Raw genomic sequence first — 22,349 nt, 5'->3', positions numbered from 1 at the left:
CTCTACCTCGCTACTTTCTCGAAACGTTCGGGGTCGGCGGCTTTCGCCTCGACCAGTGCCGAGCCCTCCAACAATGCCACCGTCGCGTCGGCGGTCACCGGGGTGAGCAGGATGCCGTTACGGCCGTGTCCCGTCGCCACCACGACCCGATCGGACACCCGGCCGATCAGCGGCAGGTTGTCCGGCGTCATCGGACGCAGACCCGCCGAGGTCTCCCGCAGTTCGTACTCGCCGATGGCGGGCATCAGCGCCTCGGCGTCCGCGATCAGGTCCCGCACACCGGCCACCGTGACCTGCGTGTCGTTGCCCGACTCGTACTGGGTGGCACCGACGACGATGCCGTCGGCTCGCGGAACCAGGTAGGCGGGCCTGCCGTGCACACTGCCGCGGATGGTGCGGCCCGGTGCGGGAGTCACCCCCGGACGCGAGCGCAACCGCAGAATCTCGCCCTTCACCGGGCGCACCGGAAGCCCGGGCCACAGGGCCGGGGACGCGATGCCCGCGGTGACGACGATCTGGTCCGTGTCGAGCCGGTCGAGGCTGTGCACGGCCTCCCCGATCAGCTCCACTCCGGCGTCGACGGCGCACCGCTGCAACGCCTGCAACAGCAGCCTGTTGTCCACGGCCAGTTCTTCGACGGCCAAGAGTCCCAATCGGACTCCACGCCCCAGCATCGGCTCGAGGGCGCGCACTTCGGCACGGTTCAGGATCTGCAGTTCCCGCCCCTGGGCACCCACCCATTCGGCGATGGTCCGCAGGTCCTCCGCGTCGGCGCCGTCCAGCGCGACGGTGAGCGAACTCTCCGACGTGAACAGCTCGACGCCGGCTCCGGCCTCGAGTTCCTTCCCGAATTCGGGCCACCGGTCGAGCGACGCGCTCCCCAGTTCGAGGACGCTCTCCTCGCCGGGCCAGCCCTCGGACAACGGGGCGAGCATGCCGCCCGCCACCCAGGACGCCCCCGAACCGATCGACGGGTCGTACAGCTTCACCGACCAGCCGTTGCGGGCTGCTCGCCACGCAATGGACAGGCCGATCACTCCGCCTCCGACGACGGATACCGATCTCGCCATTGAACTCCACCTCACTTCCTGCGCCGGCATGATCCGGGTCAGGTATGACGGTCGGGCTCGGCGTGAGCCCCTCTCAGCCCCACGTTCCCCGGGACTCCCGTGTTGCACTTTCACCGTAGAGGCTACCGTCATGCCGTGACCACCTCGCATCACAGCAACCTCACGGACCGTCGGCGCCGCCTCGGAACAGCACGTTTGTATCTGTGCACCGATGCTCGGCGCGAGAAGGGCGACCTGGCGCAGTTCGCCGAGGCCGCGCTGTCCGGCGGCGTCGACATCATCCAGCTCCGCGACAAGGGCTCGGCCGGAGAGAAGAAGTTCGGCACGATGGACGCCCGGGACGAACTCGCGGCGCTGTCGGTGCTCGCGGCCGCGGCCAGGCGTCACGGAGCGCTGCTCGCGGTCAACGACCGCGCCGACATGGCGCTGGCGGCCGGGGCCGACGTGCTGCACCTCGGCCAGGGCGACCTGCCCGTCCCGTACGCACGGACTGTAGTGGGTTCCGACGTCCTGATCGGCCGCTCCACCCACAGCCGCGCGCAGGCCAGCCTCGCGGCGATCGAGGACGGCGTCGACTACTTCTGCACCGGACCGGTGTGGGCCACCCCCACCAAGCCCGGGCGGACCGCGTCGGGCATCGATCTGGTGCGATCGACCGCCGACTCCGAGCCGAACCGCCCGTGGTTCGCGATCGGGGGCATCGACGAGGCCCGGGTTCCGGAGATCCTCGCCGCGGGAGCCTCCCGCATCGTCGTCGTGCGGGCCATCACCGAGGCCCGCGACCCGCAGGCCGCCGCGCGCTCGCTGTCCGCCCTGTTGCAGCAGAACGCGTAGTTACGGCTGATCCAGCCAGTTCAGCACCGTGGCGGGCGGCAGGACCACGACGGTGGTCGGCAACTGTTCGATCAGGTCGGGGTCGGTGGTGACGACCGCCGTCATCGTTCCCAGCGTGGTGCCGTGGCCGGCCGGTTCGGCGAGGCGACCGACTGCGTCCGGGGCCTCGAGCACCTCGACGCGCGGCAGCCACCCGTACGTGCCGTCCGGCAGGTGCACCGTGCGGGGCAGAGCCTTCGACAACTGCGCCAGCGCGCCGCGTTCGCCCAGCACGTCGTGCCGGTCGAGCAGCAATCGCACCTCGGTGGTGCGCAGTTGCGGCCACCCCGCTTCGAATCCCGGGTGCAGCGGGAGCCCGGCGACGTCGGTTTCCCGCACCCACCGCAGTTCGGTGCTCTCGCCGTTCGCGACGGTGGGTAGCGGGCGTTCGGCGTCGGCGATCACGGTGGTGTAACTCCAGCCGCTCGCGGCCTTCATCGTGACGACCTCGGTGCGGACACGGATCGCTGCACTCTCGATGCCGGCTTCCTCGTGCGCCTCGCGTACCGCGGCGTGGGTGGTGGTCTCGTGGCTGTCCCGGGCACCGCCGGGCAACGCCCAGGTGCCGCCCTGGTGACTCCAGGCCGCACGGTGCTGCAGAAGCACGGCCGGCGTCTCGTCCGGGAGCGGCGCACGCAGCAACAACCCGGCCGCACCGTGCTTGCCCCAATGACGACTGCCGTCCGGCCCGGTTGCCCAGCCGTCACCGTCACCACGCATCGACTACCCCTGTCCGACCTGATGGGTCTCCCTGCAGTTCCCTCACACTAACGGTTTCTTCCGGAACTGCCCGTCGGCAGTCGTGAACCGACCGCTGCTTATATGCTCCCCACAAAGTGCGGCCATGACACAGGAGGGGTGCGAGGTGGTTCTGCGGGAGGCACCGTCGATCGAACCCCGGGGCAGCCGCGCATTGTCCGCCGCCGCGGACGACGACGTCGACCCCGCGGTGGCACGCCGCAAGGAACTGCGCGCGTTCCTGGTGTCGACTCCCGCCAAGCTCACCGCCCTCGGCGCCCTCCTGGTCCTGCTCACCCTGACCGCCGGCCTCCTGGCCGCCTCGACGGTGAACAGCAGGGAGGCCACCCTCGACACTGTCCTCGCCGAGACGGAACCGCTGTCGTTCTCGGCGCAGAACCTGTACAGCGCCCTGTCGGTGGCGGATGCCGCGGCCACGACGGCGTTCATCTCCGGCGGTCTCGAACCTCCCGAACTCCGGGACACGTACACGCAGGCGATCGGCACGGCCTCCGGCGACCTCGTGTACGCGTCCGGCGGGCTCGCGGCGAGCGACGTGGACAGCCGGCGCCTGCTCGCCTCCATGTCCACCGACCTCAGCGTCTACTCCGGTCTCGTCGAGACCGCGCGCGCCAACAACCGCACCGGTCATCCCGTCGGCGCGGCCTACCTCAGCGAGGCGTCCACGCTGATGCAGACGAGCATGCTGCCGATGGCGCAGCAGTTGCACGCCCAGCAGGAAGCCGACGTCGCGGACACCCAACGGGACTACTCCCGTCCGCCCTGGCTGGCGCTGATCCTGATCCTCGTGGCCCTCGTCGCGCTGCTCGTCGCCCAGATCGTCATCGCGAGGCTCAGTCGGCGCACGTTCAACCTCGGGTTGATCGTGGCGTCGTCGTGCACGGCGATCCTCCTGGTGTGGATGCTGGTCGCCGGGTTGGTCTCCTCCCTCGACACCAAGCGGGCACTGACCGAGGGCGCCCGCCCGATGCACGAGTTGACCGCCGCCCGCATCCTGGCCCAGCAGGCGCGCACCGAGGAGACCCTCAAACTGGTCCGCCGTGACTCGAACGGTGACTACGACGCCGTCTTCGAAGACAAGTCCGGTCAGCTCGACACACTGCTGTCGAGCTACCCCCACGACGGCGACCGCGCCGTCGGCCACGACGAGGTGGCACGGGCGCAGGAGGCGTGGACGCGCTGGTCCTCGGCACACGACCGCATGAACGAGATCCTCGCCAAGGGCGACTTCGTCTCGGCGGCAATGGTCGCCATCGGACCGGGACCGTCGGATTCCGCGGCTCAGTTCACCGCCGTCGACGACGCGCTCACCGACGGAATCGGCACCGCACGCGACCGGCTGCGGTCGAATGTCGAATCCGCGGCCCGGGTGCTGACCGCGCTCGGTTCCGGTGCCCTCGTCCTGACGCTGATCGCGTTCGGCGGAATTATCATCGGGTTGTGGCCTCGATTGCGGGAGTACCAGTGAGGCGGCGCCGGATCGCGCTGGTGCTGGTGGCGGCCACGTTGCTGATCGGCGGGTGCGCCGAGTCGAGTCCGGAGCACGTCGGATCGCCGAGCGTGTCGTACACCGAGCCCCCGCTTCCCGCGGCCGCGATGCCGGCGCCCGAAACCAGCGCTGCGCCCCCGACTCCCGAGAAGGACTGCGGCGATCCCACCGCGAGCCTTCGCCCGTTCCCCGACACCGACGCCGCGCCGCCGATGCCGACCGTCGACGCCATCCGCGCACGGGGCCGTCTCGTCGTCGGCCTCGACACGGGCAGCAATCTGATGAGTTTCCGCGACCCGGCCACCGGTACCGTCCAGGGCTTCGACGTCGACATCGCCCGGGAGATCGCGCGGGACCTGTTCGGCGACCCGAACCGACTCGAGTACCGCATCCTCACGTCGGCGAATCGTGAGAAGGCACTTCAGGAATCGATGGTCGACATCGTGGCCAAGACGATGACCATCACCTGCGACCGAAAGGAACGGGTGGCGTTCTCCTCCGAATACTTCGAGGCGCAGCAACGGGTTCTCGTCGTGAAGGGCTCCCCGATCCGCAGCGCCGCCGACCTGGACGGGAAGCGGGTCTGCGTCGTCCGCGGCACCACGTCGCTGACACGGTTGCAGCAGGTGGCGCCCACCGCGGACATCCTGACGGTCCCCATGTGGTCGGATTGCCTGGTGGTCCTGCAACAGCGGCAGGTCGATGCGGTGAGCACCGACGACACGATCCTCGCCGGTCTGGCGTCCCAGGACCCGTATCTCGAGATCGTCGGAGACAGCATGGGCGCCGAGCCGTACGGCGTCGGCATCACCAAGTCGAACGAGGACCTGGTGCGGTTCGTCAACGGCACGCTCGAACGCATCCGCCGTGACGGTACCTGGACCAGGATGTACGACCAGTGGCTGTCGATGCTGGGGCCGTCCCCCGCCCCGCCGTCCGCCGTGTACCAGGACTGAGGGGACGCATGCCGCACCATCCGAAGAATCCCGAGTCCACCGACCCGGACATCGCCACCCAGGCCGCCGTACGGGAGCCGGAAGCGGACGCTACGCAGGCCGCGGTTCGGGAAGAACCGGACGAGGGTCCGGCCACCCAGGCGGCGCCGACGTCCCGGCCGTCCGGCGCGTCCGGCACCGGCCGCTCGACGCGCTCACCGCGCACCCGGTCCGGGCAGCGCCTGCGTCTCGGCGGCGGTCTCGTCGAGGTTCCCGTCGTGAAGACACTCGACCCGGCGTCCGCCGTGATGACCGACCCGAAAGTCCCCGAGAGCAAGCGCTTCTGCTGGAAATGTAACAAGCCGGTGGGCCGCACCAGCGCCACCTCCGAGGGCTCCGAATTCGGTCTGTGCCCCAAGTGCGGAGCCACCTACGACTTCCGGCCGCTGCTCGGCCCGAACGAGCTGATCGGCGGCCAGTACGAGGTGCAGGGCTGCATCGCGCACGGCGGCCTCGGCTGGATCTATCTGGCCATCGATCGCAATGTCAGCGACCGGTGGGTGGTCCTCAAGGGTCTGTTGCACTTCGGCGACGCCGAGGCTCAGGCCGTGGCGGTCGCCGAACGCCAGTTCCTCGCCGAGGTGGCCCACCCGAGCATCGTCAAGATCTTCAACTTCGTGGAGCATCCCCGGTCGGACGGGACCCCGATGGGCTACATCGTCATGGAGTACGTGGGCGGTCACTCGCTGCGGGACGTCCTGTCGACGCACGCGAAGCCCGAGCGCATGCCGGTCGAGCAGGCCATCGCCTACGTGCTCGAAATCCTTCCCGCACTGGCGTATCTGCACTCCACCGGCCTGGTGTACAACGACCTCAAACCCGACAACGTGATGGTCACCGAGGACGCCCTCAAATTGATCGACCTCGGGGCCGTCGCCGGCATCGAGGACTACGGCTACCTGTACGGCACGCCCGGGTTTCAGGCGCCGGAGATCGTCAAGACCGGCCCGACCGTGGCGTCCGACATCTACACGGTGGGGCGCACACTCGCCGTCCTGACGCTCGACATGCCGTCCGACAAGGGGCGGTACCTCGACGGGATCCCGTCCCCCGAGCAGGCGCCGCTCCTCGCGGAATACGAGTTCTTCCACCGACTCCTGTTGCGCGCCACCGACCCCGATCCGAGCAGGCGTTTCGCGTCGGCCGAGGAGATGGCGGGTCAGCTCACGGCGGTACTGCGGGAGGTGCTGGCGCAGCAGACCGGCGAGGAGCATCCCGGACTGTCGACCGTGTTCAGCAAGCAGAGAACGACGTTCGGCACGGATGAGGCCGTCGAGCAGACCGATGTGTACGTCGACGGCGTCGACCGGGACGAGAACCTCGATCCGCAGTCCGTGGCGCAGGCGTTGGCGGTGCCCCTGATCGACCCGACCGATCCCAACGCCCCGCTCCTGGCCGCCGCGGTGCACAGCGAACCGCAGCAGACACTGGATTCCATTCGGCACGCGCGCGAGAACGGTATCGAACGGGTCGTCGGCGACCTCGACGTGTCGTTCTCCCGGGAACTCACACTCGCCGAGATCAAGGCGCACCTCGATCTCGGTGACGCCGCCACCGCCACCGGACTCCTCCGCGACGTGGAGGGAGACATGGGCGGGAACTGGCGCGTCGACTGGTACGCCGGACTCGCGACGCTCATCGACGGCGAGTACGAGACGGCGTTCTCCCGCTTCGAATCCGTGCTGAAGGCGATGCCCGGGGAGACGGCTCCCAAGCTTGCGCTCGCCGCCACCGCCGAACTGATTCTGCAGCACTGGGAAAGTTCCGATCCCCACCAGTGGCGGGCGTTCGCCGAGAAGTACTACCGAACGGTGTGGCGGACCGACCACAGCATGGTGAGTGCGGCATTCGGGCTGGCGCGGCAACTCACCGAACGCGGCGACCTGCCCGGTGCCATCGCCGCCCTCGACCAGGTTCCCGCGACGTCCCGGCACTTCACCATGGCCCGGATGACGAGTGTGCTGATGCTGTTGTCCTGCAAACCGATCGAGGGGATCGACGAAGCAGCCCTCCGGGAGGCTGCACTCCGCGTCGCCGCGCTCGCACCCGAGGAGAGCCGGGCACTGCAGATGCGTACGCTCGTACTGGGCACCGCACTGGACTGGATGCGTGCCGGTCACACGTCGGCGACGGAACTCGAGCAGATCCTCGGTGTGCCGTTCACCGAACGGGGCCTCCGCAAGGGCGCCGAGGCCGGCCTGCGGGCCCTGGCCCGCAACGCCCCCGAGCGCACTCACCGGTACACGCTGGTGGATCTCGCCAACGCCATCCGGCCCAAGAGCCTGCTGTAACGCTCAGGCCCCGATCAGGTCCGCCGCCGCACGGGCGATCGCGAACTCCTCGTTGGTGGGCACGACCAGCACCTGCACGTCGGAGTCGTCCGCCGAGATACGGCGTGCGTCCCGGGAATCCGCGCCGTTGCGGTCGTCGTCGACGACGATGCCGAGGCGCCCCAGCCCGGCCAGGCTGTCGCGGCGGACGTCGACATTGTTCTCGCCGACTCCCCCGGTGAACGTGATGACGTCGACGCCGCCCAGTTCCACCAGGTAGGCGCCGATGTACTTGCGGAGTCGGTGCACGTACACGTCGTACGCCAACGCCGCGGCCTCGTCACCCTCGCCGACGAGCGTCAGGAGCGCCCGGAAGTCGTTGACACCCGACAGGCCCTTGAGTCCGGAGTGCCGGTTCAGGAGGTCGTCGATCTGATCGACACCCATCCCGCTGCGGTGCAGGTGCAGGATGACACCGGGATCGACGTCCCCGGACCGCGTGCCCATGACAAGACCCTCGAGCGGGGTCAGCCCCATGCTCGTGTCTACGGCCAGTCCCCCGCGGATCGCGGACGCCGAGGCACCGTTCCCCAGATGCAGCACGATCTGGTTCAGCTCGGACAGGTCCCTGCCGAGGAAGTCGGCCGCCTGCGCCGACACGTACTGGTGCGACGTGCCGTGGAAGCCGTACCGCCGGATGGAGTGCTCCCTCGCGACCTGCCGGTCGATCGCATACGTCGACGCCTCCGCGGGCAGGGTGTGGAAGAACGCGGTGTCGAACACTGCGACGTGCAGGATGTCCGGCAGTTCCTCCCGCGCCACCTCGATCCCGATCACGTTCGCCGGATTGTGCAGCGGCGCAAGGGCCGAAAGGTCCGAGATGGACTGCACCACCGCGTCGTCGATGATCGTGGGTTCGAAGAACACGTCGCCGCCGTGGACGATGCGATGACCGACCGCGACGATCCCCGCCTCCCTCAGCGGTCGGCCCACCTCGGCGACGATGTCCGACACCATCTTCAGCCCGGCCCGGTGGTCGGCGATGTGCACGTGGCGCTCCGCCAATCCGGTGCGGTGGTGATAGACGATGCGCCCCTCGGGTTCCCCGATCCTCTCGATGAGACCGGACGCGGAGGACTTACCGGTGTCCGGGTGGATCAGCTGGAACTTGATCGACGACGAACCGGAATTGACTACCAGTACGGACCCCTCGGTCACTGCTCTGCTCCCTGCGCCTGGATCGCGGTGATGGCCACGGTGTTCACGATGTCCTCGACCAGCGCCCCTCGTGACAGGTCGTTGACGGGCTTGTTGAGGCCCTGCAACACCGGACCGACGGCGATCGCACCGGCGCTGCGCTGCACCGCCTTGTACGTGTTGTTCCCGGTGTTGAGGTCGGGGAAGATGAAGACCGTCGCCTTACCGGCCACTTCCGAATCGGGCATCTTCTTGTCGGCCACGCTCTGCTCGATGGCAGCGTCGTACTGAATGGGGCCCTCCACCAACAGGTCCGGGCGACGCTCGCGAACAAGTTTCGTCCCAGAGCGCACCTTGTCGACGTCCGCACCGCTGCCGGAGTCACCAGTCGAGTACGACAGCATCGCGATGCGCGGATCGATGCCGAACTGGGACGCCGTCTGCGCCGAGGAGATCGCAATGTCGGCCAGCTGTTCGGCCGTGGGGTCGGGCACCACCGCACAGTCCCCGTACGCGAGCACCCGATCGGACAGGCACATCAGGAACACGCTCGACACCGTGGACACCCCCGGTTGCGTCTTGATGATCTCGAACGACGGCCGGATGGTGTGCGCCGTGGTGTGCGCGGCACCGGAGACCATGCCGTCCGCGATTCCCAAGTGCACCATCATGGTTCCGAAGTACGAGATGTCGGCCATCACCTCGCGGGCCCGCTCCACGGTCATGCCCTTGTGGGCGCGGAGCCGCGCGTACTCCTCGGCGAACGGACCGGCGTGGTCGGACGTCCGGGGGTCCAGCACCTGCGCGTCTCCGAGGTCGACGCCGAGTTCCGCCGCGCGGCGCCGCACCAGCACCTCGTCGCCGAGAATGGTCAGCGCCGCCACCTGTCGTTGCAACAGTCTCCCCGCCGCGCGGAGGATGCGGTCGTCGTCGCCCTCCGGCAACACGATGTGCTTGCGGTCGCGGCGGGCGCGGTCGATCAGCTGGTATTCGAACATCTGCGGAGTCACCACCGAAGGGATCGGCAGCTTCAACCGCTCCAGCAGCGTGGGTGCGTCCACCCGCAGTTCCATGACGCTCAGGGCGGTGTCGATCTTGCGCTGCGAACCTACCGCCACCCGGCCACGGGTCTGCGCTGCTGCGCTGGCCGTGTCGAACGTGCCCAGTTCGGTGGTGAGGATCGGCAACCGCGGCTTCAGGCCGGCCATCAGCTTCGCGATCGCCGGGTGCGGCATCAGCCCACCGTTCATGACGATCCCCGCCAGTGATGGGAATCCCTCGGCCTCATGCGCGTTCACCATCGCCAGCAGCACGTCGGAACGGTCGGCCGGGGCGATCACCACCGTGCCCTCCGTCAGCCGTTCGAGAATGTGCTCTGCCGTCATTCCGCCCACCATCACCCGCAGCGCCTCGCGGTGGAGAAGCTCAGGATCGCCACTGAACAGGCTGCCGTCGATCGACTCGAGAAGTTCGGCCATGGTCGGTGCGACCAGCAGCGGGATCTCGGGCAGACTCCACGCGGGCACACCGGTCGACGCCAACGCGGCGGTGACCGCATCGAGCTGATCCGGGTCACAGCGATTCGCGACCACGGCGAGCGGATGGGCGTGGTGAGAAGTTAGTTCACCGATCGCGAGATGGGCGAGTTGCGCGACCTCCTCGGGGGTGCGCCGGGCTCCCTTCACGGCGAGCAGCACCGGTGCGCCCAGGTTGGCCGCGATCCTCGCGTTGTAGCCGAGTTCGCTCGGGCTCGCCACGTCGGTGTAGTCGCTGCCGATCACGACGACGGCGTCGCACTGCGCCGCCACCTGGTGATACCGGGAAACGATCTCGCTGAGCGCCCCGTCGGGATCGGCGTGGACCTGCTCGTACGTGACCCCGAGGGACTCCTCGTAGCCGACGTCGGCCGTCGTGTGTTCGAGGAGCAACTCGAGGATGTAGTCGGTTTCCTGCGTCGATCGGGCAATCGGACGGAAGACGCCCACCCTCGCCGCCGACGCACACAGCATCTGCAGGACACCCAGCGCGATGGTGGACTTGCCGGTGTCGCCCTCCGGTGAGGCGATGTAGACGCTCGACGGCTGGGGACGGGCGGGCGGATTCACGGGTGAGGGTGTCGCTGGCGCAGCCATTGCCATAGCGTATCCGGCCACCGCCGCTCGCCGATTGACACCGCACCCGCCGGGCGGTCAGATGACCTATGGCCGAATCACCCTTCCCTGATGTCCGGTGGGGCAGCGAGAACAGCTTCCTCCGCGAGCCCGCCGCGAAATTTGCCGCCACTCGACCTGGATCGTGGGTGATCCGGAATCTCGCCGGAGTCGACCGCCGGCTCCTCCAGAAGAGCAGGGGACGCTTCACGATCCTCGGTCCGATCGCCGCACCGGTTGTCCTGCTGACGACGACGGGTCGTAAATCGGGAGCGCCGCGGACGAGCCCGCTCCTGTACTACCGCGAGGGAGAGCAGATCTTCGTCGTGGGCAGCAACTTCGGGCAGGATCACCACCCGGCGTGGTCGGGAAACCTCCTCGCCGAGCCGAATGCGAAGGTCACGATCGGCGGGAAGGACATCCCCGTCACCGCGACCCTCCTCACCGAACCGGAGCGGACGCGGATCTATCGCGAATTCGACGAGATGGTGCGCGTCTACGGCGTCTACGAGCACCGAACGAACCGCACGATGCGGGTATTCGCTCTCACCGCCGCGTGACCCGACCGTCATGCCGCGCCCGGGAGCGGCGGCGCGGCCGAGCGGTAGTGGTGCCCGGTCGGGGTGCCCACGTCGATGAGGTGGGTGCCGCCGGGGTTGTGCACCGGGCGGGCGGTCCATCCGTCGCCTTCCTTCGCGTAGTTGCAGGCCTCGCACAGCCCGGACCCGTTGTCTGCCGTCGTGGCACCGGATTCTCGGCGGGAGCGGATGTGGTCGTGGTGCCGGATCGGCGCATCACACCACGGCGTACGACACGTCCGGTCCCGCAGGTCGATCAGCTGTCTCAGACTCTTCGGGAACGTGCGCGACTGCGATTCCATCGCCGTCAACGCCCCCGACTGCGGGCACGAATACACCCGCCGCACCGACGTCTCCACGTCACCATCAAGGGCGTCCGCCACGAGTTGCCGGGCGATTCCGGCCGGCACCGGCCCGAACCCCTGCAACTGCGCGGCCTCGTGCCCGCCGGCAAGCAAGGTCTCGTCGGAGAGCACCAGGTTCACCGCCACCGGCACCCCCGACGCCACTGACGCTCCGGTGCCGCGCTCGAACAACAGGTCCACCATCAACTGACTGCGGGTACGACCGCCGCTGTTTCCTGTGGCGATCAGGCTGTCCGCATCCCGGCCGAGCGTGGCCTGCAAACACACCGCCTGCTCGACCGGCATCAGCACGCTCAGGTAGGCCATGGAATCCGGCGCCGGACGGGTCGTGACCCGACGCTCGGACACCGCCTTACGGTGCCGGCGCACGACCGCCGCGGCGTCGAGTTCCACCGCCAACGCTTTCGCCTGCGCGATCAGCCCGCGGTCGCCGACCCCGTCGAGAGTGGCCGGGTCCGAGCACAACCGGCGGTCCACGTTTCCCCGATCCGCGGCCGACAGGCACGCCGTCTCGCGCACCAACAGGGTGGCGCGCCATTCGTTCAACCGGCCCGACCGCAACAGGGCCAGGGTGTGGGGCATCTCGTGCACCAGGGCCTGCGCGAAATCGAGATGCCGACCGCCGCGGTTCGGGGATTCCCTGCGCGCCAACGCAATCTGCGACGCAATCCCGCGGCCCCAGTCCGCCCGCGGCAACCCCCGAGCCCTGCGGTCCGCACGAATACTCGCCGCGACACCATCGGTGATCACCGCCTGCACCGCACACCCGACCGACTTCAACGACTCGATCGCATCGAGCCACTCGATCCCCAACCCCGCATCCCCGTCGGCGGAAACCTCTCGCAGCCGTGCCGCGAACACACGCAACTCGGCCAGATCCGGCGCAATCACATCCCCCACGACCAACCTCCCCCAAGGTTCGAATACACGTTCGACTCTAGCAACAGCCCCTGAACAATGGCAATAGTCGGCCCTCGTAAAGCGCGTGCAGCGCAGCGCCGTACGGCGCTATACAAGAGATCGCGCACACCTGCGCCCGAGGGAATGGAGACACAATTGCCCACGAATGCCGCACCGGATCCGATGACCCTGCACCCCGTTTCGGGTCAGCCTCGGGTGGTCCTGCTCAAACCGCTGATCGAGAACCCGCTGATCGACGTCGGGGAGTACAGCTACTACGACGACCCCGAATTCGCGGACGAGTTCGAAACGCGCAATGTTCTGCACCATTACGGGCCGGACCGGCTGATCATCGGCAAGTTCTGCGCATTCGCGACCGGGACGACGTTCATCATGAACGGCGCGAATCATCGGATGAGCGGAGTGTCGACCTTCCCGTTTCCGATCATGGGAGGGTCGTGGGCCCAGCATTCCGATCTGCTCGCCGATCTACCGTCGCGCGGCGACACCGTCGTCGGCAGCGACGTGTGGATCGGAGGCAACGCGACGATCATGCCCGGGGTGCGTATCGGGCACGGCGCGATCGTGTCGACCGGTTCGGTGGTGACGCGGGACGTGCCGGACTATGCCGTCGTGGGTGGGAATCCGGCCGTCCACATCAAATACCGCTACTCGGAATCCGAGATCGCCGCGCTGGTGCGGATCGCGTGGTGGGACTGGCCGATTTCGGTCGTCACCGAACATGTGCGGACCATCGCCGCAGGTACTGTCGAGCAACTCCAGGATGTCGCCGACGGACTCGGCTGAATCAGCCGAGCGCCGCCTGCGGTGCGTCGGTGTCGAGGTCGAGTTCGCCGTCGTCGGCGAACACGAGGCGTCCGTCGTCGAGAGCTACGGCCCAGCGGTGCACGGGCGCCCAATCACGCCCGAGGAGTCCCTCCGACTGCGACAGGTCCGCGAAATCCTCGATCACGACACCGGGTGCGGGAGCGTCGGAGTCGCGACGGACCCGAACGCGGGCGCCGACGACGACGTCGTGGCTGTGGGGCTGTGCGGCACTCTTCTGATCAGACATGGGTTCATTCCGCTTTCTGCAGGGTGATGCCAGGGCAAGGGATCATCCGGGCCCGCTGCCGAGAACTCACTACAGACGATCGGCAAATTTTGAGCAAGCCGCGAGTCGGAGTTGTGGGGATCATCACCGAGGCCTTGACGCCCGAGGACCTACCCATTCTTTGTCCACTGTTTGTACACCAGAGGCATTGACGTCAAGGATCTTCTTCGACATGATTAGGTGTAACTGCTGGACACACTGACATGGAGGATTTCATGGCACGCTCGACGCTCGCTATCCGCAATCCGAAGATCACGGATCGCCAGGACACCGGCGCCCGGCTTCTCCAGTCCTCCGCACGCATGTCGTACGACCCGACTGTCGAGGTCGACTGGGACGCGCCCGTCCCCGACGACCTGTACGGCCTCACACCCGAGTGGTCCACGCTGTACGGCACGCCGATGTGGGACGAGATGACGTTCGAACAGCAGATCACGCTGACGAAGCACGAGGTGTCCTCGATCATGGGCACCGGAATCTGGTTCGAGATGATCCTCCAGCAGATGGTCATCCGGGACATGTACGCCACGGACGCGTCGCAGGCCCATTTCCAGTTCGCGCTGACCGAGGTGGCCGACGAGTGCAGGCATTCGGTGATGTTCGCGCGCACCGCCGAGAAGTTCGGGTGCCCCTCCTACGTTCCGCGCAAGTCGGTGGTGACGCTGGGTCGCGGGTTCAAGGCGCTCGCCTCGGGAGAGGTCGCGTACGCCGGCATTCTCGTCGCCGAGGAGATCCTCGACGTCATGCAGCGCGACTGGATGAAGGACACACGCGTCCAGCCGATCGTCCGCGTCACCAGCAAGATTCACGTGGTCGAAGAAGCGCGGCACATGCGCTTCGCCCGGGAGGAGACGCTGCGACGGGCTCAGGGCATGAGCAAGGCACACCGTGCGGCGAGCCGCGCGTGCATCGCGATCGCGTCGAACCTGATCGTCTCCAGCATGATCAATCCCGCCGTCTACGCGGCAGCCGGGCTGGACACCGAACGCGCGTTGCGCGAGGCGAAGAACAACCGGTTCCGGGCCGAGAAGATCCGTGAGAGTTCGCAGCCGCTCATGCGGTTCCTGGACGATGCCGATCTGCTCGGCGGTCCGTCCCGCCATCTCTACAAGCGCGTGAACATGCTCTGAGGCGCTCCGCGCCCGTGAGTGGTTGACGAGTCACTGCACTCGTTAACCACGCACGGGCGGCGAAGCCGCCTACCCCCGCAACCGCGGCGCGAGATCCCGCTCGAAGAGTTCCAGGAACCGCTTCTGATCGTGGCCGGGAGCGTGGAACACCAGGTGGTTCAACCCCGCATCGAGATACGGGCGGATCTGCGCCACCGCCTCATCCGGATCCGACGCCACGATCCACCGCTTCGCCACCTGCTCGATCGGCAACGCATCGGCTGCCTTCTCCATCTCGATCGGATCGTCGATCGAGTGCTTCTGCTCCGGCGTCAACGACAACGGCGCCCAGAACCTCGTGTTCTCCAGCGCCAACTCGGGATCCGTGTCGTACGAAATCTTGATCTCGATCATCTTGTCGATCTCCGCCACATCACGGTCCGCCTTCTCCGCCCCCTCCGCGACGGCAGGCATCAACTTCTCCGTGTACAGCTCCATGCCCTTACCGGACGTGCAGATGAACCCGTCACCGCTACGACCGGCGTACCGGGCCACCACCGGACCACCGGCGGCGATGTACACCGGAATCCCTCCCTCGGGCACGTCGTAGATCGACGCCCCCTTCGTGGTGAAGTACTCCCCCTCGAAATCGACCCGGTCGCCGAGCCACAGTTCGCGCATCAACCGGACCGCCTCCCGCAGCCGCGCGAACCGCTCCTTGAACTCCGGCCATTCCCCCGCGAAGCCTGTCGCGATCTCGTTGAGCGCCTCCCCGGTGCCCACCCCGAGCATGATCCGCCCCGGGTACAGACACCCCATCGTCGCGAACGCCTGCGCCACCACCGCCGGGTTGTACCGGAACGTCGGCGTCATCACCGACGTCCCCAACTGCAACCGTGACGTGCGCTCCCCGACCGCCGTCATCCACGCCAACGAGAACGGCGCATGACCACCCTCGTGCCGCCACGGCTGGAAATGATCCGACACCGTCGCCGAATCCATACCGTGTGCCTCCGCCAGAACACCCAGCTCCACCAACTCCCGCGGACCGAACTGCTCCGCGGACGCCTTGTAACCGAGCTTGAGTTCGTGGGCCACCGTGTACTCCTTCGTCTTCACGTCCGGTTCGCGAGATGCAAACCTCTTCTGCAGGTTAGAGCGCGGCCACCAGGCTGGCGAGCGCCGCTCCCAGTGCCACCACCGTCAGTGTCACCGCGAACAGCCACAACTCGTGGGGCGGCGGCATCGGTGATCCGTCGCGCAGGGCCTTCTCGACCTGCGACCACCGCCGCATGCCGACGAGGGCCGCGGCTGCGGCGAGACCGATCAGGATCAGGCCGAGGGTCGTCCGCACCCACCCGGTGCTGAATTCGGGGACCAGGTGGATCATCGCGATGCCACCGGCCAGAAGTGCGAGCGAACTTCGCATCCAGGCGAGGAACGTCCGCTCGCTTGCGAGGGTGAAACGCTCGTCGGGCCGGTCGTTGTCGGTCACCGAATCATCTTTACACCGGTTCGCTGGAACCGCACCAAGCAGGTACCCCGCAGTCCTAGATTGGAAGGGCAGGCCACAGCCAGGGGGCGTCCATGCGACCGTTCGAAGCTCTGCGATCCGCGTTCTCTCTGCGTGTACTGGCGGTGATGCTGCTGGTCGTATCCGGGTGGGCGGTGCTCGGTCCGCCGGCGGCGTCGGCGGAGCCCCGCATCGCCAGGGTGGACGTGTATTCGGAGTCGATGGGCCGGTGGGTGGCCAACGACGTCATCTCTCCCGCATCGGGCGGTTCGGCGCCCACCTTCTACCTGCTCACCGGGATCGGCGGCGGGTCGGACGGGATCTCCTGGTTCAACAACACCGGTGTGCGGGACTTCTTCGCCGACAAGCACGTCAACGTGGTAATGCCGATCGGCGGCCAGTACAGCATGTACACCGACTGGGATGCCGACGATCCGGTCCTCGGCCGGAACAAGTGGCAGACCTACCTGACGAGCGAACTCCCCGCAGCCATCGACGGCCGGTTCGCGACCACCGGGGCGAACGCGATCGGCGGGGTGTCGATGGCGGGCGGCGCGGTACTCGATCTCGCCATTCAGGCTCCGGGTTTCTATCGTGCCGTCGGCTCGTACAGCGGGTGTGCCGCGACGAGTGGGCTGCTAGGTCAGGCGATGGTGCGGTCGATGGTGGAATTGCGGGGCGGCGGCAATGCGGCCAACATGTGGGGCTCTGCCGTGGACCCGCGGTGGCGGGTGCACGACCCGATGCTGAATGCCGAACGTCTGCGCGGCACAGAAGTGTTCGTCTCGAGCGGCAACGGACTTCCCGGCAGCATCGACAACCACGACCCCGTGCTGGTGGTGCCCCAGACGATCGGCGGCAGCGTCGTCGAGATGGTGACCAACGCGTGTGCGGCCGCGTTCCAGTCGCGGCTGCACTCGCTGGGGATTCCCGCCACGTTCACGTATCTCTCGCAGGGCACGCATTCGTGGGGGCTGTTCGAGACCGAGTTACGGGAGTCCTGGCCCGTCATCGGCGGTGCGATCGGGGCGTGACGCCAGAGACCGCTCCAGGATCGGCCCGATGACCGCGAGGGCTTCCGGTGTGGTCATCCGCAGGTGGTCACACTCCACCTTGTGCTCGACGATCACGCCGGTGACCGCGGGCTGCCAGACGCTCGGCGACGGCCGTTCGCCTTCCTCCCCGGCGGCGGACTGCCCGGCGCTGAAGAACAGCAGGTCGCCGTCGAACACCCGCGGCCTGTATCCGGTGGAGATCTGCTTCGAGTTCTCCAGGCCGGTGCTGATGCGTCCGAGGAGGGTCGACGCGAACGCGGGGTCGCGGCCGAAGGACCGTCCGAGCATCTCGACCAATTGCTCGCGGTATGACGTGCCGGTGTCGCCCTCGCCCTCGAACTCGACACCCAGCCCGTGCAGCCACTCCTCGGCGTTCACCTCGAGGTCACCGAAGTTTTCGCCCTCCGCGACGTAGCTGTCCATCATCGCGAGGGTGCCGACCTCGGCGCCGGACTCACGGAGTTCGACGGCTATGGCCTGGGCGATGACACCGCCGAGGGACCAGCCCAGCAGGTGGTAGGGACCCTGGGGCTGCACCGCACGCATCTCGACGACGTAGCGGTGGGCGAGTTGCGCCATCGACTCGAACGTCGTTCCGCCGCTGAGGATCGGCAGTTGCAGTCCGTACACCGGACGGTCGGGCGAGACGTACTTCATCAGTCCGGCGTATCCCAGCGCGAGTCCGCCTGCCGGGTGCACGCAGAACAGCGCGGGTTGTGCGCCGGACGCCCGGAACGGCACGACGACGTTCAGCACGTCGTCGGCCGGCATGCTTCCGAGCACCGACGGGTCGACGATGCGGCGAGCCAGGCCTTCCGGGGTGGGGTTGCGGAAGATCCACTGCAGGACGACGTCGGTGCCGAGCCGGTCGCGGAGCGCGGACGCCACCCGGGTCGCGACGAGAGAGTTCCCGCCCAGCTCGAAGAAGTCGTCGTCGGCCCCGACGCGGTCGATTCCCAGGATGTCGGCGAAGACTTCCGCCACCGCCTCCTCGATTGCGGTGGCGGGCGCCCGGAACTCTCGTGGCGCGAGAATCGGTGCGGGTAGCGCTCGCCGGTCCAGCTTGCCGGTGCGGCCGACGGGCAGCCGGTCGAGCACCACCAGCTGGGCGGGCACCATGTAGGGCGCGAGGTGGGATCCGGCGTACCGGAGTACCTCGGCGGTGTCGATGCTCGCACCGGCTTCGGCCGTCACGTATCCCACCAGCCGGTCGCCGGTGCCGCTGTGCACGGTGACCGCCGCGCGGCCGACGCCGTCGCAGCGGGCCAGCACCGACTCGATCTCGCCGAGTTCCACCCGCTGGCCACGGATCTTCACCTGGAAGTCGTTGCGTCCCACATACTCCAGCCTGCCGATCTCACTCCACCGGACGAGGTCGCCGGTCCGGTACATGCGGGAGCCGGGTTCGCCGAACGGGTTCGCCACGAAGGACGCCGCCGTCAGCGCGGACCGCCGGTGGTAGCCGCGCGCCAGGCCCGGCCCGGCGACGTACAGTTCCCCGATCACGCCCACCGGAACGGGCTGCAACCACGCGTTCACCACGATCACGTCGACGCCCCGCCCCGGGCCTCCGACGTTCACCGGTTCGTCGGGCGAGAGCACCTCGCTGACCGTGGTCTGCACCGTCGCCTCGGTGGGTCCGTATCCGTTGAAGACGAATCGTCCCGGGGTCCAGCGGTCGGCCAGTTCGGGTGGGAACCGCTCGCCCGCGACGGCGAGAATCCGCAGGGACGGAACGTCCTCGGGGCGGAGGGTGTCCAGGATCGTGGGTGTGAAGAATGCGTGCGAGACGTGTTCGCTGGTGAGGAGTTCGGCCAGTTCCCGCCCCCCGAGGACCGTCGGTGGCACGACGACCAGTGTCGCGCCGACGGCGAACGCCATCAGCAGTTCGAACAACGACGCGTCGAAGCTCGGTGACGCCAGATGCGACACCCGCGCACCGTGCATGGATGCGAACCGTTCCCGTTCCTCGACTGCGAGATTCGCGAGTCCGCCGTGCGTGAGCACGACCCCCTTCGGTGTTCCCGTCGATCCCGACGTATAGAGCAGGAACGCGGCGTGGTCGACTCTCAGCGGACGCAGCCGGTCGGCGTCGGTCACCGCGTCGCCGGAGTATTCGCTCGCCACCGCGGGATCGTCGAGCAACAACCACGGGACCACTCCCGGTAGCCGGTCACGGTGCGCCGTCGCCGTCAACCCGAGCACCGCACCCGAATCCTCGAGCATGCCGCCGGTGCGCGCGGGCGGCAGGGCGGGATCGACCGGCACGTACGCCGCCCCCGATTTCGCGACCGCCCACACCGACAGCACCCATTCGATCGATCGCGGCACGCCGATCGCGACGAATGCGTCCGGGCCGGCACCCCGACGGATCAGAGCCCTGGCCAGTCGGTTCGACCGCTCGTCGAGTTCCCGGTACGACACGGTGACGCCTTCGCACGACACTGCGGTCGCCCCCGGTGCGAGCGCGGCGCCCGCGGTGAGGACGTCCGGGAGTGTGCGCTCCGCGGCCGCGGGAAAGCCGCGCATGGGCACGAGTTCGTCCCGTTCGAGGGCGTCGAGGATCTCGAGGTCGCCGACCCTGATCGACGGGTCGGTGACGGCGGTGTCGAGCATCCGGACGAACCGGTCGGCCAGGCCTGCGACGGTTTCGGCGTCGAAAAGGTCGGTGGCGTAGGTGAAACCGGCCGTGATGCCTGCCGGTGTTCCGTCGTCCGTGTACTCCTCGGACAACGTCAGCTGCAGGTCGAACCTGGCGATCGTCGCACCGAGATCGATACCGCCCACCTCGACGCCGGGCAGCGAGAGGTCGGGGCGCTCCACGTTCTGGAACTCGAGCAGCACCTGGAACAGCGGTGAATGTGCCGTCGAGCGGGGCGGATCCAGCGCTTCCACGACCTTCTCGAACGGCACCTCCGCGTGGGCGTACGCACCGAGATCGACGTCGCGCACCTGCTCGAGCAGTTCGGAGAACCGGCTCGCGTCGGCGACGACGGTCCGCAGCACCACGGTGTTGACGAACATCCCGACGACGTCGTCGAGGGCGGCCTCGCCGCGACCGGCGACCGGGGTGCCGACGGCGATGTCCTCGGTACCGGACATCCTCGCGAGGAACGCGGCCAGGGCGGCGTGCGCGACCATGAACACGGTCGACTGGTGCGTGGACGCCGTCGCCAGCAGCCGGCGGTGCAGACCGGCGTCGATCTCGAATCCGACCCTGCTCCCGTCGGGCGTGCGTTGCATCGACCGCGGGCGGTCGGCGGGCAGGTCCAGGGCGGCGGGGAGACCGGCCAGCGTGGTGCGCCAGTAGTCCAGTTGCTGCGACACCATCGACTGCGGATCGTCTTCCGACCCGAGGAGTTGGCGCTGCCAGAGCGTGAAATCGGCGTACTGGACCGTCGGCGGGCGCCACTCCGGGGCGTGCCCCGCCGCCCGCGCGGTGTATGCCACCATCATGTCGCGCGCGAGCGGGACCATCGACACGCCGTCCGCGACGATGTGGTGGACCACCACCAGCAGCACGCGGTCGGTGTCGGAGGTCTCGAACACGGCTGCCCGCACCGGGATCTGCGCTGTGACGTCGAACCCCTCCGCGACCGCCGCCGACAGCCGTTCCCGCAACTCCGCTTCGCTCGACACGGACGTGACGGGCAGGTCCGGCACCGAATCAGCGGCCGAGAGGATCACCTGCACCGGTTCTTCGCCGGCCATCGGGAATCGGGTGCGCAGCGATTCGTGACGCTCCACCACATCGGACACCGCAGCCCGCAGCGCACCGAGGTCGAGTGCGCCGGTGAGCCGGAACGCCATGGCGATGTTGTAGGCGGGCGACGAGGTGTCGAACTGGTTGAGGAACCACATGCGGGTCTGGGCCAGGGACAGGGGAATACGCTCGGGGCGCGGCGCTGCCCGCAACTCCGGCCGATGTGTCAGCACACCTGCTTTCGCCGCGCGCTCCGCGAACCCGGCCACGGTGGGCGCCTCGAACAGGGCGTGTACGCCGACGTCGACGCCGAGAGCGGCATCGACCCGTGCGACGACCCGGGTGGCCGACAGCGAATCTCCGCCCAACCGGAAGAAGTCGTCGTCGGCACCGATGCGATCGACACCGAGGACGTCGCCGTACACCTCGGCGACGACGGCCTCGAACGGGGTGGCCGGAGCCCGGAATCGACGCACCGGAGCGTCCGGTGCGGGGAGTGCGGCACGATCCACCTTCCCACTCGCCGTCACCGGCAACTCCCCCAACACCACCACCACCGACGGCACCACACCCCCCGGCAACACCGACCCCGCAAACTCCACCACCACACCCGGATCCACCCGCACCCCCACCTCCGGCACCACATACCCCACCAACCGACCACCCTCACCCACCACCACCACAGCCGCCCCCACCCCCGGACACGACACCAACACCGACTCCACCTCCCCCAACTCCACCCGCTGACCCCGCACCTTCACCTGAAAATCAGCACGCCCCACAAACACCAACGACCCCAACCCATCCCACCGCACCAAATCCCCCGTCCGATACAACCGCGACCCCACCACCCCAAACGGATTCGCCACAAACGACCCCGCCGTCAACCCCGCCCGCCCCAGATACCCCCGCGCCAACCCCGCACCCCCCACATACAACTCCCCCACCACACCCACCGGCACCGGACGCAACCACCCATCCAGCACCACCACCTCCACACCCACCGCCGGACCACCCACCGTCACCACACCCCCCGCCACCAACGCATCACTGACCGTCGCCTGCACCGTCACCTCCGTCGGCCCATACGCATCGAAAAACTCCCGCCCCGGCGCCCACCGCGCCACCAACTCCGGCCCACACACCTCCCCCGCCACCACCAACACCCGCACCGACCCCAAACCCCCCGACTCCACCGTCGCCAACACC

17 protein-coding genes and 1 riboswitch are annotated in these 22,349 nt (G+C 68.2%); of the genes, 8 read left to right on the top strand and 9 right to left on the bottom strand.

Annotated elements, in window-relative coordinates; translation table 11 throughout:
* Positions 1–2: 2 nt before the first annotated feature.
* On the bottom strand, positions 3–1,070 hold the full coding sequence (thiO, locus tag WKC72_RS12000) for a glycine oxidase ThiO (RefSeq protein ID WP_128641506.1): 1,068 nt from the start codon (positions 1,068–1,070) through the stop codon (positions 3–5).
* Positions 1,067–1,181, bottom strand: a riboswitch (TPP riboswitch). (Overlaps the previous gene by 4 nt.)
* Positions 1,182–1,205: 24 nt before the next feature.
* Here thiO and thiE point away from each other — a divergent pair.
* The gene (gene thiE, locus WKC72_RS11995; protein WP_037240867.1) at positions 1,206–1,904 is read left to right on the top strand and encodes a thiamine phosphate synthase; all 699 of its coding nucleotides are present in this window, start codon (positions 1,206–1,208) and stop codon (positions 1,902–1,904) included.
* Here thiE and WKC72_RS11990 read toward each other — a convergent pair whose 3' ends face one another.
* Positions 1,905–2,663, bottom strand: coding sequence for an NUDIX domain-containing protein (locus tag WKC72_RS11990; RefSeq protein ID WP_370182720.1), 759 nt, complete (start codon positions 2,661–2,663; stop codon positions 1,905–1,907). It abuts the gene before it with no gap.
* Between the two features lie 124 nt (positions 2,664–2,787).
* Here WKC72_RS11990 and WKC72_RS11985 point away from each other — a divergent pair, with 124 nt between their 5' ends.
* The 3 genes from WKC72_RS11985 to WKC72_RS11975 are packed head-to-tail and all read left to right on the top strand — an operon-like array spanning position 2,788 to position 7,477.
* Complete coding sequence (locus WKC72_RS11985; RefSeq protein ID WP_370182718.1) at positions 2,788–4,170, top strand: hypothetical protein; 1,383 nt, start codon at positions 2,788–2,790, stop codon at positions 4,168–4,170.
* Positions 4,167–5,147 (top strand): glutamate ABC transporter substrate-binding protein, encoded by a 981-nt coding sequence (locus WKC72_RS11980; RefSeq protein WP_370182717.1) that lies wholly within the window; start codon positions 4,167–4,169, stop codon positions 5,145–5,147. The genes WKC72_RS11985 and WKC72_RS11980 overlap by 4 nt, the downstream gene beginning before the upstream one ends.
* 8 nt (positions 5,148–5,155) lie before the next feature.
* Positions 5,156–7,477 (top strand): tetratricopeptide repeat protein, encoded by a 2,322-nt coding sequence (locus WKC72_RS11975; protein WP_370182715.1) that lies wholly within the window; start codon positions 5,156–5,158, stop codon positions 7,475–7,477.
* A gap of 3 nt (positions 7,478–7,480) precedes the next feature.
* Here the strand turns inward: WKC72_RS11975 and WKC72_RS11970 are convergent, their stop codons facing one another.
* Entirely contained in the window at positions 7,481–8,674 is a 1,194-nt protein-coding gene (locus WKC72_RS11970; RefSeq protein ID WP_370182713.1) for an acetate kinase, read from the bottom strand.
* Positions 8,671–10,791, bottom strand: coding sequence for a phosphate acetyltransferase (gene pta / locus WKC72_RS11965; RefSeq protein WP_370182711.1), 2,121 nt, complete (start codon positions 10,789–10,791; stop codon positions 8,671–8,673). Before pta ends, WKC72_RS11970 begins: the two co-directional genes overlap by 4 nt.
* Before the next feature lie 62 nt (positions 10,792–10,853).
* On the opposite strand from pta, the gene WKC72_RS11960 reads away from it, so the two are divergent.
* Positions 10,854–11,363, top strand: a complete 510-nt coding sequence (locus WKC72_RS11960) for a nitroreductase/quinone reductase family protein (RefSeq protein ID WP_112300916.1) — start codon at positions 10,854–10,856, stop codon at positions 11,361–11,363.
* A gap of 8 nt (positions 11,364–11,371) precedes the next feature.
* On the opposite strand, the gene WKC72_RS11955 is transcribed toward WKC72_RS11960, so the two are convergent.
* Positions 11,372–12,646 carry a DUF222 domain-containing protein gene (locus WKC72_RS11955; protein ID WP_370182709.1) on the bottom strand — a complete coding sequence of 425 codons (1,275 nt, stop codon included), beginning with the start codon at positions 12,644–12,646 and terminating at the stop codon, positions 11,372–11,374.
* Positions 12,647–12,790: 144 nt separating this feature from the next.
* Here WKC72_RS11955 and WKC72_RS11950 point away from each other — a divergent pair, with 144 nt between their 5' ends.
* Positions 12,791–13,453: a CatB-related O-acetyltransferase gene (locus WKC72_RS11950; protein ID WP_370182707.1), complete on the top strand. Its 663-nt coding sequence runs from the start codon at positions 12,791–12,793 to the stop codon at positions 13,451–13,453.
* Between the two features lies 1 nt (position 13,454).
* Here WKC72_RS11950 and WKC72_RS11945 read toward each other — a convergent pair whose 3' ends face one another.
* Entirely contained in the window at positions 13,455–13,721 is a 267-nt protein-coding gene (locus WKC72_RS11945; protein WP_112300919.1) for a hypothetical protein, read from the bottom strand.
* Positions 13,722–13,975: 254 nt separating this feature from the next.
* Here WKC72_RS11945 and WKC72_RS11940 point away from each other — a divergent pair, with 254 nt between their 5' ends.
* Positions 13,976–14,890 (top strand): diiron oxygenase, encoded by a 915-nt coding sequence (locus WKC72_RS11940; protein ID WP_128641500.1) that lies wholly within the window; start codon positions 13,976–13,978, stop codon positions 14,888–14,890.
* A 69-nt stretch (positions 14,891–14,959) separates the two neighbouring features.
* On the opposite strand, the gene fgd is transcribed toward WKC72_RS11940, so the two are convergent.
* A complete protein-coding gene (fgd, locus tag WKC72_RS11935; RefSeq protein ID WP_370182705.1) occupies positions 14,960–15,967 on the bottom strand; it encodes a glucose-6-phosphate dehydrogenase (coenzyme-F420) in 1,008 nt (335 codons plus the stop codon).
* A gap of 55 nt (positions 15,968–16,022) precedes the next feature.
* Positions 16,023–16,364 (bottom strand): YidH family protein, encoded by a 342-nt coding sequence (locus tag WKC72_RS11930; RefSeq protein ID WP_037240845.1) that lies wholly within the window; start codon positions 16,362–16,364, stop codon positions 16,023–16,025.
* A gap of 92 nt (positions 16,365–16,456) precedes the next feature.
* Here WKC72_RS11930 and WKC72_RS11925 point away from each other — a divergent pair, with 92 nt between their 5' ends.
* Positions 16,457–17,416 carry an alpha/beta hydrolase family protein gene (locus WKC72_RS11925; protein WP_268789661.1) on the top strand — a complete coding sequence of 320 codons (960 nt, stop codon included), beginning with the start codon at positions 16,457–16,459 and terminating at the stop codon, positions 17,414–17,416.
* Here WKC72_RS11925 and WKC72_RS11920 read toward each other — a convergent pair.
* On the bottom strand, positions 17,372–22,348 hold the full coding sequence (locus WKC72_RS11920; protein WP_370184341.1) for an amino acid adenylation domain-containing protein: 4,977 nt from the start codon (positions 22,346–22,348) through the stop codon (positions 17,372–17,374). The two genes, WKC72_RS11925 and WKC72_RS11920, sit on opposite strands and share 45 nt — an antisense overlap.
* Between the last annotated feature and the right edge of the window lies 1 nt (position 22,349).

Origin of the sequence: Rhodococcus wratislaviensis, assembly GCF_041228765.1 — a bacterium.
GTDB lineage: Bacteria > Actinomycetota > Actinomycetes > Mycobacteriales > Mycobacteriaceae > Rhodococcus_F > Rhodococcus_F wratislaviensis.
The sequence above is the reverse complement of the archived record's forward strand: the minus strand, read 5'-3'. Positions and strand labels throughout refer to the sequence as shown.